The organism is Saccharothrix luteola (assembly GCF_020859565.1).
GTDB classification, from domain to species: domain Bacteria; phylum Actinomycetota; class Actinomycetes; order Mycobacteriales; family Pseudonocardiaceae; genus Actinosynnema; species Actinosynnema luteola.
Genome location: NZ_JAJHUO010000008.1, coordinates 143,177 through 157,889, shown reverse-complemented (window position 1 = coordinate 157,889; position 14,713 = coordinate 143,177). Strand labels below are relative to the sequence as shown.

Annotated in this window: 15 protein-coding genes and 1 pseudogene; 9 read left to right on the top strand and 7 right to left on the bottom strand. The window is 72.5% G+C overall.

Features of this window, described 5'->3' with window-relative positions; translation table 11 throughout:
- Positions 1-54 precede the first annotated feature (54 nt).
- Positions 55-1,584: a CocE/NonD family hydrolase gene (locus LNK82_RS46715; RefSeq protein WP_308257205.1), complete on the bottom strand. Its 1,530-nt coding sequence runs from the start codon at positions 1,582-1,584 to the stop codon at positions 55-57.
- Between the two features lie 154 nt (positions 1,585-1,738).
- On the opposite strand from LNK82_RS46715, the gene folP reads away from it, so the two are divergent.
- Both folP and LNK82_RS13500 read left to right on the top strand, forming a co-directional pair.
- Positions 1,739-2,608: a dihydropteroate synthase gene (gene folP, locus LNK82_RS13505; RefSeq protein ID WP_230567455.1), complete on the top strand. Its 870-nt coding sequence runs from the start codon at positions 1,739-1,741 to the stop codon at positions 2,606-2,608.
- A complete protein-coding gene (locus tag LNK82_RS13500) occupies positions 2,608-3,510 on the top strand; it encodes a glucosyl-3-phosphoglycerate synthase (protein ID WP_230567304.1) in 903 nt (300 codons plus the stop codon). Before folP ends, LNK82_RS13500 begins: the two co-directional genes overlap by 1 nt.
- A gap of 194 nt (positions 3,511-3,704) precedes the next feature.
- On the opposite strand, the pseudogene LNK82_RS13495 reads toward LNK82_RS13500, so the two are convergent.
- The 4 genes and pseudogenes from LNK82_RS13495 to LNK82_RS13480 all read right to left on the bottom strand — a co-directional run.
- Positions 3,705-4,805 (bottom strand): annotated as a pseudogene (locus LNK82_RS13495) (ATP-binding cassette domain-containing protein); the annotation flags it as partial.
- A gap of 83 nt (positions 4,806-4,888) precedes the next feature.
- Complete coding sequence (gene cydD, locus LNK82_RS13490; RefSeq protein ID WP_230567303.1) at positions 4,889-6,568, bottom strand: thiol reductant ABC exporter subunit CydD; 1,680 nt, start codon at positions 6,566-6,568, stop codon at positions 4,889-4,891.
- Positions 6,555-7,400 carry a cytochrome d ubiquinol oxidase subunit II gene (locus LNK82_RS13485; RefSeq protein ID WP_230567302.1) on the bottom strand — a complete coding sequence of 282 codons (846 nt, stop codon included), beginning with the start codon at positions 7,398-7,400 and terminating at the stop codon, positions 6,555-6,557. Before LNK82_RS13485 ends, cydD begins: the two co-directional genes overlap by 14 nt.
- A 10-nt stretch (positions 7,401-7,410) precedes the next feature.
- Positions 7,411-8,577, bottom strand: a complete 1,167-nt coding sequence (locus LNK82_RS13480) for a cytochrome ubiquinol oxidase subunit I (protein ID WP_230567301.1) — start codon at positions 8,575-8,577, stop codon at positions 7,411-7,413.
- 89 nt (positions 8,578-8,666) lie between these two features.
- Here LNK82_RS13480 and LNK82_RS13475 point away from each other — a divergent pair, with 89 nt between their 5' ends.
- Genes LNK82_RS13475 through LNK82_RS13455 form a run of 5 tightly spaced genes read left to right on the top strand, consistent with a single transcriptional unit; the run spans position 8,667 to position 11,006 of the window.
- Positions 8,667-9,005, top strand: coding sequence for a PadR family transcriptional regulator (locus LNK82_RS13475; protein WP_230567300.1), 339 nt, complete (start codon positions 8,667-8,669; stop codon positions 9,003-9,005).
- On the top strand, positions 8,987-9,664 hold the full coding sequence (locus tag LNK82_RS13470) for a permease prefix domain 1-containing protein (protein ID WP_230567299.1): 678 nt from the start codon (positions 8,987-8,989) through the stop codon (positions 9,662-9,664). Before LNK82_RS13475 ends, LNK82_RS13470 begins: the two co-directional genes overlap by 19 nt.
- A 28-nt stretch (positions 9,665-9,692) precedes the next feature.
- Positions 9,693-10,061, top strand: coding sequence for a DivIVA domain-containing protein (locus LNK82_RS13465; RefSeq protein WP_230567298.1), 369 nt, complete (start codon positions 9,693-9,695; stop codon positions 10,059-10,061).
- A complete protein-coding gene (locus LNK82_RS13460) occupies positions 10,048-10,461 on the top strand; it encodes an SRPBCC family protein (RefSeq protein WP_230567297.1) in 414 nt (137 codons plus the stop codon). Before LNK82_RS13465 ends, LNK82_RS13460 begins: the two co-directional genes overlap by 14 nt.
- Positions 10,458-11,006 (top strand): DNA-3-methyladenine glycosylase I, encoded by a 549-nt coding sequence (locus tag LNK82_RS13455; RefSeq protein ID WP_230567296.1) that lies wholly within the window; start codon positions 10,458-10,460, stop codon positions 11,004-11,006. The genes LNK82_RS13460 and LNK82_RS13455 overlap by 4 nt, the downstream gene beginning before the upstream one ends.
- 51 nt (positions 11,007-11,057) lie before the next feature.
- On the opposite strand, the gene LNK82_RS13450 is transcribed toward LNK82_RS13455, so the two are convergent.
- Positions 11,058-11,837, bottom strand: a complete 780-nt coding sequence (locus tag LNK82_RS13450) for an enoyl-CoA hydratase-related protein (RefSeq protein ID WP_230567295.1) — start codon at positions 11,835-11,837, stop codon at positions 11,058-11,060.
- A gap of 14 nt (positions 11,838-11,851) precedes the next feature.
- On the bottom strand, positions 11,852-12,631 hold the full coding sequence (locus tag LNK82_RS13445; protein ID WP_230567294.1) for a PaaX family transcriptional regulator: 780 nt from the start codon (positions 12,629-12,631) through the stop codon (positions 11,852-11,854).
- A gap of 262 nt (positions 12,632-12,893) precedes the next feature.
- On the opposite strand from LNK82_RS13445, the gene LNK82_RS13440 reads away from it, so the two are divergent.
- A complete protein-coding gene (locus LNK82_RS13440) occupies positions 12,894-13,061 on the top strand; it encodes a DUF3117 domain-containing protein (RefSeq protein ID WP_012783412.1) in 168 nt (55 codons plus the stop codon).
- Between the two features lie 155 nt (positions 13,062-13,216).
- Complete coding sequence (locus LNK82_RS13435; RefSeq protein WP_230567293.1) at positions 13,217-14,668, top strand: leucyl aminopeptidase family protein; 1,452 nt, start codon at positions 13,217-13,219, stop codon at positions 14,666-14,668.
- The last annotated feature ends 45 nt before the right edge of the window (positions 14,669-14,713 follow it).

The following is a 14,713-nucleotide window of genomic DNA, read 5'->3' as shown; positions in this document are numbered from 1 at the left end:
CCGTCCGGCGAGGACTCCTTTGATCTTCGAAGCTCCACCGAGCCCCCGGACCACTCACCCCCGCGGCACCTTCAACCACGAATCCGCACCGAACGCCACCGACGACCCGACCACACTGGACCCCTTGTACCGGGCGTCCACCGTGTCCACCACCAGCACCAACCGGTTCCCTGCCGCCACGTCCCACACCACCGGCTCCAGATCCGCCTCCACCACCCGCGCCCCGCTCCCCACCACCGTCACCGGCTTGTGCGTGACCAAAGCACCCAACCCCAACGCGTTCACCTCGTACAGGTACGCGTACAACGTCGTCCGAGCCGCACTGGGCGTCACCGTCAAGCGCACCCGAGGCGTCCCGCTCACCGTCGTGCCACCCCACTCCACCGGCCCCCGCCACACCGCCGCCGCACCCCGGTCGATCAACGGCGTGGCAACCCCGACCGGCAACCGCAAGAACCCCTGCAACGCCCCCGACACCAACACCACCCCGCTCTCCGCGACCGTCGGCCACCCAGCCGCGATCCGGTCACCACCCGAGATCCCGTCACCACCCCCGAACCGATCCGCCACCAACGGCACCGTGTCCGTCCGCGCCGTCACCGCCGCCCACGACGCGAACGACCGCCACCCACCACCGTTGTTCGGCTTCACCCGCACGGGCAACTCGCGCTCGATCCCGTTCGCCTCGCCCTTCACGTGGTGGTCGAACCACCGCCCCACCGACGTCCAGATCTCGTTCGGCAACCCGGCCGCCCCGAACAACTCCGCCGTCGCGTGATCACCCGGCGACAGCATCAACCGCTTCGGCCCGGTCAACGCGCCGAAGAAGTCCGTGAGCTGGCTCGGCGGGAACAGCCCGTCGTTCCACGCGTTGCCGATCATCACCGCCGCCTTGATCGACGACACGTGCGAAGCCGGTGACCGCGGCGGCGAGATCGGCAGCACGTCGGCGAACCGGTTCTCCCGATAGGCGGCTTCGGCCTCGCGCAGCACCGGCCCCGGCCGTCCGGTCAGCTTCCCCGCCGCCAGCAGCAGCTCCACCGCCTGCGCGCTCACCGTCTCGTTCGGGTACAGCGAGCGCCCCAGGTCGGTCCACGTGCTCAGCGCCGCCACCGCCTTGATCCGCGGGTCGCGCGCGGCGGCCAACAACGACTGCCCCGCCCCGTACGAGATCCCGCCGACACCGATCCGCGCCGGGTCGCCGCCCGCGTGCGCCAGGCCCCAGTCGATCACCCGGCTGACGTCGGCCACGGTGTCCGGCCCGGCCACGTCGATCTCACCGGCCGAGTCGTAGAAGCCCCGCGACGTGTAGCTGATCACCGAGTACCCGGACTCGTGGGCGAGCTTCGCCGCCGCGCCGACGTACTCGATGTTGTTCACGCCCCAGCTCGACGGCAGCACGAGCAGCGGGAACGGTCCGCTGCCCCGCCCGGTCGGCGTGACGACGAACGCCTTCAACGGCGTGCCGCCTTCACCCGGAACCGTCTCGTACGCGACCGCGAACCCGGGCACCACCGCCTGGACCGGCGGTGTCACCACGAGCGCCACCACAGCGGCGAGCAGCAGGGGGAGTGATCGGCGCACGAGGTCCTCCTTGACCATCACCGTCCACCGCGACCGGGATCACGCAAGACCGTGACCGGGATCACGCGGAACGCTACCGGCGAGTAAACACGAAACGTACTCGCCAGTAGCACCGACCTGTGACGCGGATCACGTGACCACCCGGCATGGCACGATGCCGCTCATGCGGTTCGGCTCCCGAGAAGTCCCCGGAGATCGCGCGCTGGTGATGGCGATCGTCAACCGGACGCGCGACTCGTTCTACGACCGCGGCGCGACGTTCTCCGACGACGCCGCGATGGCCGCGGTGGACCGGGTCGTCGCCGAGGGCGCGGACATCGTCGACATCGGCGGGGTCAAGGCGGGCTCCAAGGGCGAGGTGGTGGACGCCGCCGAGGAGGCGCGCCGGGTCGTGCCGTTCGTCGCGGCGGTCCGCGAGCGGCACCCCGACCTGGTCATCAGCGTCGACACGTGGCGGCACGAGGTGGGTCGCGCGGTGTGCGAGGTGGGCGCGGACCTGATCAACGACACGTGGGCGGGCGCGGACCCGGCGCTGGCCGAGGTGGCGGCGGAGTTCGGCGTCGGCATCGTCTGCTCCCACACCGGCGGCCTCGAACCGCGCACCGACCCGCACCGCGTCCGCTACGCCGACGTGGTGGCGTCCGTGGTGGCGGAACTGGTCGACCGGGCCGAGCGGATGGTGGCGCTGGGCGTGCCCGCCGAGGGCGTGCTGATCGACCCGACCCACGACTTCGGCAAGAACACGTGGCACGGCCTGGAGCTGCTCCGGCGGCTGGACGAGCTCGTGGCCACCGGCTGGCCGGTGCTGATGGCGTTGTCGAACAAGGACTTCGTCGGCGAGACGCTGGGCGCCGAACTCGACGACCGGGTCGACGGCACGCTGGCCGCCACCTCCGTGGCCGCGTGGACCGGCGCGAAGGTCTTCCGGGCGCACCAGGTGCGCCAGACCAGGCGGGTGGTCGAGATGGTGGCGAGCATCGCGGGCACGCGTCCGCCGGCGCGCGTGCTGAGGGCGTTGGCCTGATGACCGACTGGTTCGCGTCCAACACCTGGCAACGTCCACAGTGGACCGTCGAACAACTCCTCACCCACAAGGCGGACCGCACCATCAGCGTCGTCCTCCCCGCCCTCGACGAGGAGGCCACCGTCGCCGACGTCGTCTCCGTGGTGCGCCCCCTCCTCGGCACCCTCGTGGACGAACTCGTCGTGATCGACTCCGGCTCCACCGACAACACCGCCGAAGTCGCCGCCTCGGCCGGGGCGCGGGTCGTGCACCGGACCGACGTGCTGCCCGACCTGGCGCCCCGCCCCGGCAAGGGCGAGGTCCTCTGGCGCTCGTTGGCCGCCACCACCGGCGACCTGGTCGTGTTCCTCGACTCCGACCTGGTCGACCCCGATCCCGAATTCGTGCCCGCCCTGCTCGGCCCGCTGCTCACCCGTGACGACGTGCACCTGGTGAAGGGCTTCTACCGGCGACCGCTGCGGCTGGAGAGCACCGGCGGCGGCCGGGTCACCGAGCTGGCCGCACGGCCGCTGCTCAACGCCCTGCGGCCGGAACTGGCCGGCGTCGTGCAGCCGTTGGGCGGCGAGTACGCGGGCACGCGCGACTTCCTGGAGTCGGTGCCGTTCGCGCCCGGTTACGGCGTCGAGATCGGCCTGCTGCTCGACGCGCACACCCGCTACGGCCTGGACGGGATCGCGCAGGTCAACCTGGGTGTGCGCAAGCACCGCAACCGGGACCTGCGGCAGCTCGGGCCGATGGCGGCTCAGATCGCGGTCACCGCGTTGCGCCGCTGCGGCGTGCCGGTGGCGTCGTCGACGTTGACGCAGTTCGTGCCGTTCGACGGCGAGTGGCTGCCGTCGCCGGTGGACGTGCCCGCCGAGGACCGGCCCGCCATGCGCTCGGTGCTCCAGCGGTCGCGGTAGTACCCGTCGACGGCGACCAACTCCTCGTGCGAACCCTCCTGCACCACCCGACCACCCTCGAACACCACGATCCGGTCGAAGTCGACCAGCGGCGCCAGCCGGTGCGTGACCAGCACGACGGCACCGACACCATCGAGCACCCGACGCAGCACGGCGTCACCGTGGTCGACGGCCAGACCTTCGACGGGTTCGTCCAGCAGCAGCACGTCCGGCTCGGCCAACAGGGCCCGCGCCAACAACAGGCGTTGCCGCTGACCACCGGACAACGCGTCGCCGTCCTCACCGACAACCGTCTCCCACGGCACGTCCAGGTCCACCAGCCGGGCGACCCGGTCCAGCTCCTCCCGTGACGCCTCCGGCCGGGCGAGCCGCACGTTCGCCTCCACGGTGGCGTGGAAGACGTGCGCGTCGTCCAGCACGCCCTTGGCGACGCCGGGGTGCGCGGCGGCCAACGCCCGCAGGAACGTGCTCTTCCCGGCCCCGCTCGCACCCACCACGCCAACCTTCCCCACCGGCAACTCCACGTCCGGCACCGGCGCCTCCACCGCCCGCAACGCTTCCCGCACCCGCCCGACCGACCCCCGCACCTCGGCCCACCGCTGAGCCGCCGCCGCCAAGGGCACCGTCACCTCCAGCACCGCGACCGAACCGAGCACGACGTGCGCCGGCGCGCCGGACCGCAGGAACGCCAACGCCACCCCGAACTGCACGACCACGGCCACCGCCGCCAACGCCGCCGCGCCGAACCCGCCCCGCCGTTCCCGCTCGGCCAGCGCGTCGACCACCCGTCCGGTCGCCTCCAGCCCGCGGTCCAAGGCGCCGAAAGCCGTCAGCTCCGCGGCGCCGTCCAGCAGCACGACGGTCCGCTCCGCCAACTCCGAGCGCAACGGCGCGAGTGCCCTCGAGTGCCGCACCGCGAGCCCGTACGCAGCCCACGGCACGAGGAACACCGCCACCACCAACCCGGTCGCCAACGGCCACGCGAAGCCCGTCGCGACCAACGCCACCACACCCACCACGACCGCCACCGCGCCGGGCAACGCACATCGCAGCAAGGCGTCCTGCACACCGTCCACATCGGACACCAGTCGGGTGAGCGCGTCACCCTTGGCGAGCGGACGGCGCAGCAACGCGTCGTACACCCGGCCGCGCACCTCCGCCAAGTGCCGCAAGACGGCCGAGTGCCCGGCGAGCCGCTCGGCGTACCGCAGGCCGCCGCGCGCCAAAGCCAGCGTGCGCACCGCCACGATCGCCACCGCCAACGCCGACAGCGGCGGCTGCTCGGCGGCACGCATGACGAGCCACACGGCGGTGGTCATCAGCCCGATCCCGGCCAGTTCGGCGGCCACGCCGGCCACCACCGCGAGCACCAGTCGCCTCATCCGAACGCCACCACCCGGTCCACCTCGCCGAGCATCGCGGGCCGGTGCGCCACGACGATCGCCGTGCGCCCGGACGCGAGCCGCCGCGTCGCCCTCAGCACCGCTTCCTCCGTGCCGCCGTCCAGCCGGGAGGTCGGCTCGTCCAGCAGCAGCATCCGCGCGTCGTCGCGCACCAACGCCCGCGCCAGCGCGACCCGCTGCCGTTCACCGGAGGACAACGGGTGCTCGGCGTCGACCAGGTGGGCCAACCCCATCTCGGCCGCGGCGGCGCGCACGTCACCGGTCGAGCCGAGCGCGATGTTCTCGCCGACCGTGCCGGGGAACAGCGTCGGCCGCTGCGGCACCCACGCCACCTGTCGCAACCACCACTCGCGGTCGAGTTCGCGCAGGTCCACCCCACCGACCAGCACCCGCCCCGACGCAGGAGTCACGAAGCCCATCACCACGGCCAGCAATGTGCTCTTCCCGACCCCGCTGGGCCCCGCCAACCCGACCCGCTCACCGGCCGCGATCCGCAACGACATCGGGCCCAACGACTCCCTGCCCGGATACCGGACCACGACCCGTTCCACCACGATCTCGGCCGTCCGCAGGTCGGGCGCGAGCACCCCGCCGACCACCACGCGGGCCTCACCCGCGAGTTGTCCACAGGCTGCACCCGACGACGGCATTTCGTCGCCCCCCTCTGGCAGGATCAAAACCGGGGATCCCCCTGGCGAGGACCCCTGCGTAGCGACGACCTGCGGCGCGGCTGGTGCGGCGGCCTCTGCCGAGGGGATGGCCCGCGGCACGGCCTCCAGCACGGCCAGGCCCTCGGCGGAGGCGTGGAACTGCGAGCCCGCCGCCCGCAGCGGCAGGTAGGCCTCCGGCGCCAGCAGCAGCACCAGCAGCGCCACCTGCAACGTCACCCCGCCGTGCAGCAGCCGCAACCCCACCGGCACGGCCACCAGCGCCACCGACAACGTCGCCACCAACTCCAGCACCAACGCCGACAGGAACGCCACCCGCAGCGTCCGCATCGTCGCCGCCGCGTGCGCACCCGCCATCGCCCGCACGGTCGCCGCCTGCGCCGCCGCCCGCCCGAACACCTTCAACGTCCCCAGCCCGCGCACCACGTCCAGGAAATGCCCACCCACCACCGCCAACCCGGCCCACTGCGCCCGCGTCCGATCACGGGTGTGCACGCCGACCAGCGCGGCGAACACCGGCACCAGCGGCAAGGTCACCAGCACCACCACCGCCGACGCCAGGTCCGCGAACGACAACCGCACCACCACCGCGACCGGCACCACCGCCGCCACCACCACCTGCGGCAGGTACCCGGCGAAGTACGGCTCCACCGCGTCCACCCCCTTCACCACCAGCGTGGTGACCGACCCCGAAGACCCCGAAGACCCGGAAGACCCGGAAGACCCGGAAGAACCGCAAGACCCCGAAGACTCGCGCAACACCCGCTTCCGCAACGCGGCCTTCACCGAGATCGCGAAGCGCTGCGTCACCACCCGCCCGCCCCACACCAGACCCCCGCGCACCAAGACCACCGCCACCACCCACCACGCCGACAACCCGCCCGCCACCACCGCCGCCAACACCTCGGCCTGCGCCAGCACCACCGCCGCCGTCACCACCGCCAACACCACCAGGACGACGACGTACCCCCGGTCAACGTGCCGCACGGGACATCCGCCAAGTCGCCCACTGGAACACCAGCACCAACGGCACCACCACGACCGCCGCCCACGTCAACACCCGCAACGTCGGGAGGTCCGCCATCACCGACACCGTCACCACCGACCTCGCCCCGAACACCCCCACCACCGGCACCGCGCACAGCACCGCGCTGCACGCGAAAGCCACCCGGTGCCGCCCCGCCCGCAACGCCACCCACACCCCGCCCAACAAGCCCGACGCGACCACCCCCGTAACCCCGAACGCGGGCACCGGCACCGACCCGGCCGTCACCACCGCCGCCACCACGAAACCAACACCCGGCAGCACCAGGACACCAGCGATCCGCGACGCCCGCGCCCGCAGCTCACCCGACAACCGCCAAGCCAGGAAAACCGCCCCGTGCAACGAGAACAGCACCAGCATCCCCGCACCCCACAACCACACCGGCCCGCCGAGCACCCGCCCCAGCAGCACACCCCACCCCGCGGCGACCACCAGCGCGCCACCCACCAGCGGGAAATCCCACCCGGGCGACCGCAACTGCACCGCCACCGTGAAGCACACCAACCCGGCCAGCAGCACCGCGAACACCGTGTGCTGCGACGACAGCAACTCGCCCTCCAACCGGGGGAACGCGCCGAACAGCACGCCCACCGCCGCGACCAGCCACACCTCGTTGCCGAGGAAGAACGGCGTCACCGCGCGCAACACCGCCCGCCGCGACCGCTCGTCCCGCCCGACCAGCCGCAACAACACCCCGACCCCGTAGTCGAACCCGGCCAGCGCGAAGTAACCGCAGGTCAGGAACGCCAGTAGGACAACCCAGACACCTTCCACGACACACCCCTCACAGAGCCGGGACGAGCGGCGACACCGGCGCCTCGTCCGAGGAAACGGGCCCACGCCGGGCCAGCCGGGCGATCAGCACCCAGTCGGCGACCGCCAGCACCGCGAACACGGACGTGAACGCGATGAACGACACGAGCATCTGCCCCGCGCTCACGTGCGACATCGCGTCCTGCGTGGTCAGCACGCCCTGGATCAGCCACGGCTGCCGCCCGACCTCGCGGAACAGCCACCCGCCGATCGCCGCCACGAACGGCAGCGGGATGCCGAGCACCATCAGGTACAGCGGGAACCGCAGCCGCACCACCCAGTCGCGGAACAGCAGCGGCACGGTCGCCCAGCTCACCAGCAGCAGCACGAACCCGATCTGGATCATGAACCCGAGGCCGATCCCGTCCGGCGCCCCGACCGTGTCGAGCTTCTCCGGCTGGTAGCGCTCCACGATCGGGAACTGCCCGAACCCGAACCCGATCAGCACCGGCGTGGCGAGCGCCGTCAGCACCACGCCCAGCCGCAGCGACCGGCGGAAGAAGTCGACCTCCGCCGTGCGGCGGATGAAGTGGTAGGCGCTCACGCCGGTCAGGAACACGCCGCCGACGGTCAGCGACGCGAAGCACACGTGCAGGAACGCCGTGCCGAACGTCGGGTTGGCCACCAGCGCCGAGAAGTCGACCAGCCGCAGCACGCCGTCACGCGCTTCGTGCCCCGCCGGGTTCTGCAGGAACGCGTTCGCCATCATGATCCAGAACGCGGAGGCGAACGCGGTCAGCGCGACCAGCCAGATCAGCGCCAGGTGGACCCACTTGTTCAGCCGGTCCCAGCCGAAGATCCACAGGCCGAGGAACGTCGACTCCAGGAAGAACGCCACCAGCGTCTCCAGCGCCAGCGGCGCGCCGAACACGTCGCCCGCGACCGTCGACAGGCCCGACCAGTTCAGCCCGAACTGGAACTCCATGACGATGCCGGTCGCGATGCCGAGCGCGTAGTTCACCACGTAGAGCCGACCCCAGAAGCGCGTCATCCGGGCGTGCACGGGGTCGGCGGACAGCGTGGCCCGGGTCTGCATCACCGCCACCGACGTCACCAGTCCGAGCGTCAGCAGCACGAACAGGAAGTGGAACGACGTCGTGGTGGCGAACTGGAGCCGGGCCAGTCCGAGAGCATCCATGGGTAGTGACGGTATATGTAGGCAGACAACCCAACATCGGGGATGTCCCCGATTCCCACCCCGGTCCCGGATCAGTAGAGTGCCTACCCATGAAGTCCGACGCGTTGCGGGGGCATCTGGACGCGCTCCTGCTGGCCACGCTCGACGGCGGCAAGCTGCACGGCTACGCCATCATCGAGGCGTTGCAGCGGCGCAGCGGCGGCGCCCTCGACCTGCCCACCGGCACCGTCTACCCGGCCCTGCGCCGGCTGGAGACCGCCGGCCTGGTGACCAGCGAGTGGAGCACCGTCGGCGGCCGGCAGCGCCGCACGTACCGGCTCACGAAGGCGGGCCAGCGCGCCCTGGCCGCCGAGCGCACCGCGTGGCGCGAGTTCACCACCGCCATCGAGGGCGTGCTGGGAGGTGGGCCGTGGCCGGCTCAGGCGTGATCGACGACTACGTAACCGCCCTGGACCGGCGGCTGCGCGGACCGGACCCGGTCAAGGACGACCTGCTCGCCGAGGCCAGGGACAGCCTCCACGACGCCGCCGCCGCGCACCGCGACCGGGGGCTGGCGGAGGAGGACGCGCAACGCCGCGCCGTCGCCGAGTTCGGCCCGGTCACCGCCATCGCCCGCGAGTACCAGGGCCTGCTCGGCCTCGCCTACGGCGCCCGCACGCTGCGGTCGGTGATGCTGGTGATCCCCCTCGCGTACGTGATGTGGGAGCTCAACCGCCGGTTCTGGATCGGGGCCTGGAACGACTTCGACGCCCCGCCGCCCGACTGGTACCTCCTCATCGCCCGGTTCAACGACACGTCGGCGTGGCTCGTGGCGGGCGTGGCGGTGCTCGCGCTGCTCGTCGGACGGCGGCTGGCCCGCACGACGGTCAGCACGGTCACCCTGGCCAAGCTCGCCGGTGTCGTGGCCGTCGTCGCGGTCGGCGTGTCCCTGCTCGGCAACGTGGCGATCCTGGCCGCGACCGCCTACCTGGACGCGACGAGGCTGCTCCTGTCACCCCCGGTGGCCGCCGCGACCGTCGTCTCGTTCGTCATCGCGCTGCGGCTGGCCGTGCTCGCCCGGCGCTGTGTGGTGTTCTCCTCGGTCTGACCGGCGGGGCATGTGTCACGATCGTCACGTGACCTCAGCGCTCATCTACATCGTCGTCATGGCGCTCGTCGCGGCCGTGGTCTTCCTGCTGGCCGCGTTGGTGTTCGGGCGAGGCGAGGAACTGGCGCCGCTGCCGCCGGGCGCGTCGCCGACCCGCCTGCCGTCCGACGACGTGACCCCGGACGACGTGCGCGACCTGAAGTTCCAGCAGGTCCTGCGCGGCTACAAGATGACCGAGGTGGACTGGGCGCTGGACCGCCTGGCCGGCGAGGTCGAACGGCTGCGCGACCGCGTCGCGGAACTGGAGGCCGAGCTGGGCGTCGACCGCCCGGCGGCCACCGAACCCGACCAGGTGACGCCCGACCCCGAGCGGGAGCCGGAGCATGACCCGGCTTGACCTGCGCGTCGAGGTCGAGGCGCCGGCCGCGACCACCTGGGCGGCGCTGACCGACTGGGCGCGGCAGGGCGAGTGGATGCTCGGCACCACCGTCCGCGTGACCAGCGGCGACGGCGCGAGCGAGGGCAGCGGCCTGACCGCGTTCACCGGCCTCGGCCCGCTCGGGTTCACCGACACCATGCGCATCACCGCGTGGGAGCCGCCGGTGCGCTGCGCCGTCGAGCACACCGGCCGGCTGGTGCGCGGGACCGGCGAGTTCGTCGTCGTGCCCCGCGGGGAGGCGCGCAGCGAACTCGTCTGGTCCGAGGACATCGCACTACCGCTGAACCTGGCCTTCGCGCCGGGTGTGAGATGGTCGCTGCGCCGCTTCGCCGCCTTCGCCCGGGAGTACCACGCATGACCGACCTCGTCCGCTGCCCGTGGGGCGACAGCACGCCCGACTACGTCGACTACCACGACACCGAGTGGGGCGTCGAGCTGCGCGGCGAGGCGGCCATGTTCGAGCGGATGTCGCTCGAATCGTTCCAGTCGGGCCTGTCCTGGATCACCATCCTGCGCAAGCGCGAGAACTTCCGGACGGCCTTCGCGGGCTTCAAGCCCGAGCTGGTCGCCGAGTTCGGCGCCGACGACTTCGACCGGCTCATGGCCGACGCGGGCATCGTCCGCAACCGCGCCAAGATCAACGCCACGATCGCCAACGCCCGCGCCGTCGCCGAGCTGGACGTGCCGCTGGACGACCTGCTGTGGTCGTTCGCCCCCGAGCGCCACGAGCGCCCCGCCACGAGCGCCGACGTGCCCGCCGTCACGCCCGAGTCGAAGGCGATGGCCAAGGAGCTCAAGCGCCGCGGCTTCGCGTTCCTCGGCCCCACCACCTGCTACGCGCTGATGCAGGCCACCGGCATGGTCGACGACCACATCGCGGCCTGCTTCCGCGCCTCGTCCTAGCCACGTCCGGGCTACCTCGTCCCGGCCTCGAGGGCCCGGCCGCCTCAGCCGTCAGCGCCCCGTGAACGCCGGCTTCCGCTTCGCCACGAACGCGGCCACCGCCTCGCGGTGGTCGGCCGTCGCGCCCGCCTCCGCCTGCGTGCGCGCCTCCACGTCCAGCGCCGCCGCCAGCTCGCCGGAGAACGCCATCGCCTCCTTGATCTTGGCGTACGCCGTGGTCGGCCCGGCCGCCAGCTGACGGGCCAACGCCTGCGCCGTCGACAGCACCTCGCCGTCCGGCACGACCTGGCCCACCATGCCGATCCGCAACGCCTCCTCCGCGCCGACCGGCTGCGCGAGCAGCATCATCTCCATCGCCCGACCGTGCCCGATCAGCCTCGGCAACGTCCACGACGCGCCCGAGTCCGCGGTCAGCCCCACGTTCGCGAACGCCATCAGGAACTTCGCCCCCGCCCCGGCCACCCGCAGGTCGCACGCGTACGCCAGCGACGCCCCCGCGCCCGCCGCCATCCCGTTCACCGCGGCGATGACCGGCTTCGGCATACCCACGATCGCCTTGATCAGCGGGTTGTAGTGCCGCTCCACCGTCTCCAACGGCGCCGGGTCGCCCGCCTCCAGCAGCGCGACGTGCTCCTTGAGGTCCTGACCGGCGCAGAACGCCTTCCCCGCGCCGGTCACGACCACCGCGCGCACGGCGTCGTCCGCGGCGGTCTCGACCACGGCCTGGAGGAACCGCTCCTTCAACGCCACCGTGAACGAGTTGAACGACTCGGGCCGGTTCAGCGTGAAGGTGCGAACGCCGTCAGCGTCCTCGATGAGGAGTTCGGACACGGGGTGACCTCCGGTTAGTGGTGTGCGAGGCAGTCGTCGACGAACTTGGCCACCGCCGGCGCGAGGCGGTTGGTGTGCCGGTCGAAGAACTCGGCCGCCCCCGCGCCCGGCCAGTCGGCGGGCAGCAGCTCGCGCGGCAGGCCGGGGTCGCGGAACAGGAACTTGCGCCAGGCGTGCAGGAACCGCTGCGAAGCCGCGAACGCCGCCGCGGGCGCCGTACCGTCCACAGCGGACATCACCGGCTCCCACTCGGCCACGAACCGCGCGTAGTCGCGCCCCAGCGTGGCCAGGTCCCACGCGCGGACCGCCAGCTCGGCCGGGTCGCCCTCGTGCTCGCCGTGGAACGTGCTGCCGCGCACGTTCTCGGTGGTGAGCACGTCCGCCAGCTCCGGTGACGGGCGCGGTGCGATCCACGTCACGGGGCCGAGCGCGCCGTAGCCGAGCAACTGCAGCGAGGAAGCGAGCCGGTCGCGCGCCTCCCGGGCAGGCAGCTCCTCCAGCACCACCACGTGCCAGCGACCGTCCCAGGTGGACGGCCGGGTGCGGTAGATGCGGGCCGCCGCCTCGTCCAGCCGCCGTTCCGCGCGAGGTGTCATCGCGTAGCCGGGGCCGTCCGGCAGGCGGACCGGTTCCAACCAGCCCTGCCGCACGGTGCGCGAGACGGCCGTGCGCACGGCGGGCGCGGCGAAGTCCAGCGGCTCCAGCAACCGGACCAGCGCGGCGATCGTCGCCGCGCCACCCCGCTCGCGGAGGTGGCCGCCGTAGACGTCGAAGAGCGCGGAACGGGCTCGCACGAGAGCCGAGTCTGTCAGGGCGACCCCGCGACACGCCACAACGCGGTGCACGGTCACGACCAGGTGACGGTCGGCGGTCGGCGCGGAAGTCGTTGGCGCACGGTGATCCTGGCCGTGATCTGCGGCTTGGTGAAGATCGCCCGACCGCCGCCGGCGGGCCGGAAAGATCGGTTCGGTTTCGCTGCCGAGTCCGCATAGGGGAGAATGGGCGGAGTATCCGGCCCTGGTCGGACGGGGAAGATGTTGACGGAGGGAGCACGCGATGGCGGCCATGAAGCCCCGGACCGGCGACGGTCCCCTCGAGGTGACCAAGGAGGGGCGCGGCATCGTGATGCGCGTTCCGCTCGAGGGTGGTGGGCGCCTCGTCGTCGAGATGTCGGCGGACGAGGCCAACGCCCTGGGCGACGCCCTCAAGGCAGCCGCCGGCTGACCGGCCGGACAAGAGAACGCGTCGACGCCCCGGTTTCCACTGTGGAACCGGGGCATCGCTACGTCGTGCCGCGCCGGTGACGTGACCGTGCGCCCGCGGCGCTGATCTGCGGTTTCACCAGCTCCACCCCCTGTTGGTCCCTTCGGAGGTCCCCCGTGCGAGCACCCCTGCCCACCCCGCTGGTCACCGTCGAGGTGGCCGACACCCTCCGGCGAGGTGTGCCCGCGGTGCTCGTCGCGTTCCCCGGCGACCCGGTGCGGCTGGGGCCCGGTGCGGAGGACGTGGACGACCTCGGTGACGTGAGCGGCGCGGCCGGTGCGACGAGCAAGCAGGGCCGGACGTGGGTCGTCGGCGTCGGCGACGGCGGGTCGGGCGACTGGCGCAAGGCGGGCGCGTCGCTGGTGCGGGCGCTGCACGCGGACGCGGAGAAGTCGGGCGGGACCACGTTCGACGTGCGGCTGCCCGCCGACGTGACGGCGGAGGCGGTGGCGGCGTTCACCCTGGGTGCGGCGGTCGGCGGCTACCGGTTCAAGGTGACCGCCGAGGAGCCGCCGCCGCGGGTGAAGTCGTTGCGCCTGGTCACCGGGGGTGCCGGGGTGGCGGACGCGGTGCGGAAGGCGAACACGCTGGCCGCCGCGACGTCGTTGGGGCGCGACCTGGCGAACACGCCGTCAAATGTGAAGGATCCGTCCTGGCTGGCCGCTGCGGCGGTGAAGGCGGCGCGGGCCGTGCCGGGGCTGCGCGTCGACGTCCGCGACGAGAAGTGGCTGGCCGAGCAGCGGTTCGGCGGTGTGCTGGCGGTCGGCGGCGGGTCGGCTCGGCCGCCGAGGTTCATCGAGCTGACGTGGCCGGGCACCGGCGACGGGCAGCCGCACCTGGTCCTGGTCGGCAAGGGGATCACGTTCGACACCGGTGGCATCTCGATCAAACCGGCTGAGGGCATGCACCTCATGCGCACGGACATGTCCGGCGGTGCGGCGGTGGTGGCCGCGCTGGTGGGGATCGCGCGGCAGAGCCTGCCCGTCCGGGTGACGGGGTTGGTGCCGGCGGCGGAGAACCACGTGTCGGGCTCGGCGTACCGGCCGGGTGACGTGATCACCCAGTACGGGGGCACGACGACCGAGGTGACGAACACGGACGCGGAGGGCAGGCTCGTGCTCGCCGACGCGCTGGCCTATGCGGTGCGCAACCTGCGGCCGGACGTGCTCGTGGACGTGGCGACCCTGACCGGTGCGATGAAGGTCAGCCTGGGGGTGCGCACCGGTGGGCTCTTCGCCACCGACGACGACCTCGCGGCGCGCGTGGCCGAGGCGGGCGCCCGCGTCGGCGAGTCGTGGTGGCGCATGCCACTGCTGGAGGACTTGGCGGAGGACGTCCGCAGCGACATCGCCGACGTCCGCCAGTGCCCGCCGGGACCCGGTGGAATCACCGCGGCGCTGTTCCTCAAGGAGTTCACGGGTGGTGTGCCGTGGGCCCACCTGGACATCGCCGGCCCCGCGCGCGCCGACAAGGTCTACGACGAGGTGGTGGCGGGGGCAACCGGCTTCGCCGCAAGGACCCTGATCGAACTGGCCGAGACCTACGTGCCGTCGAACACGATCGGGTGATCATGGCCTGAAAATGTACGGAAACACCGTTACCGCACCTCGGTT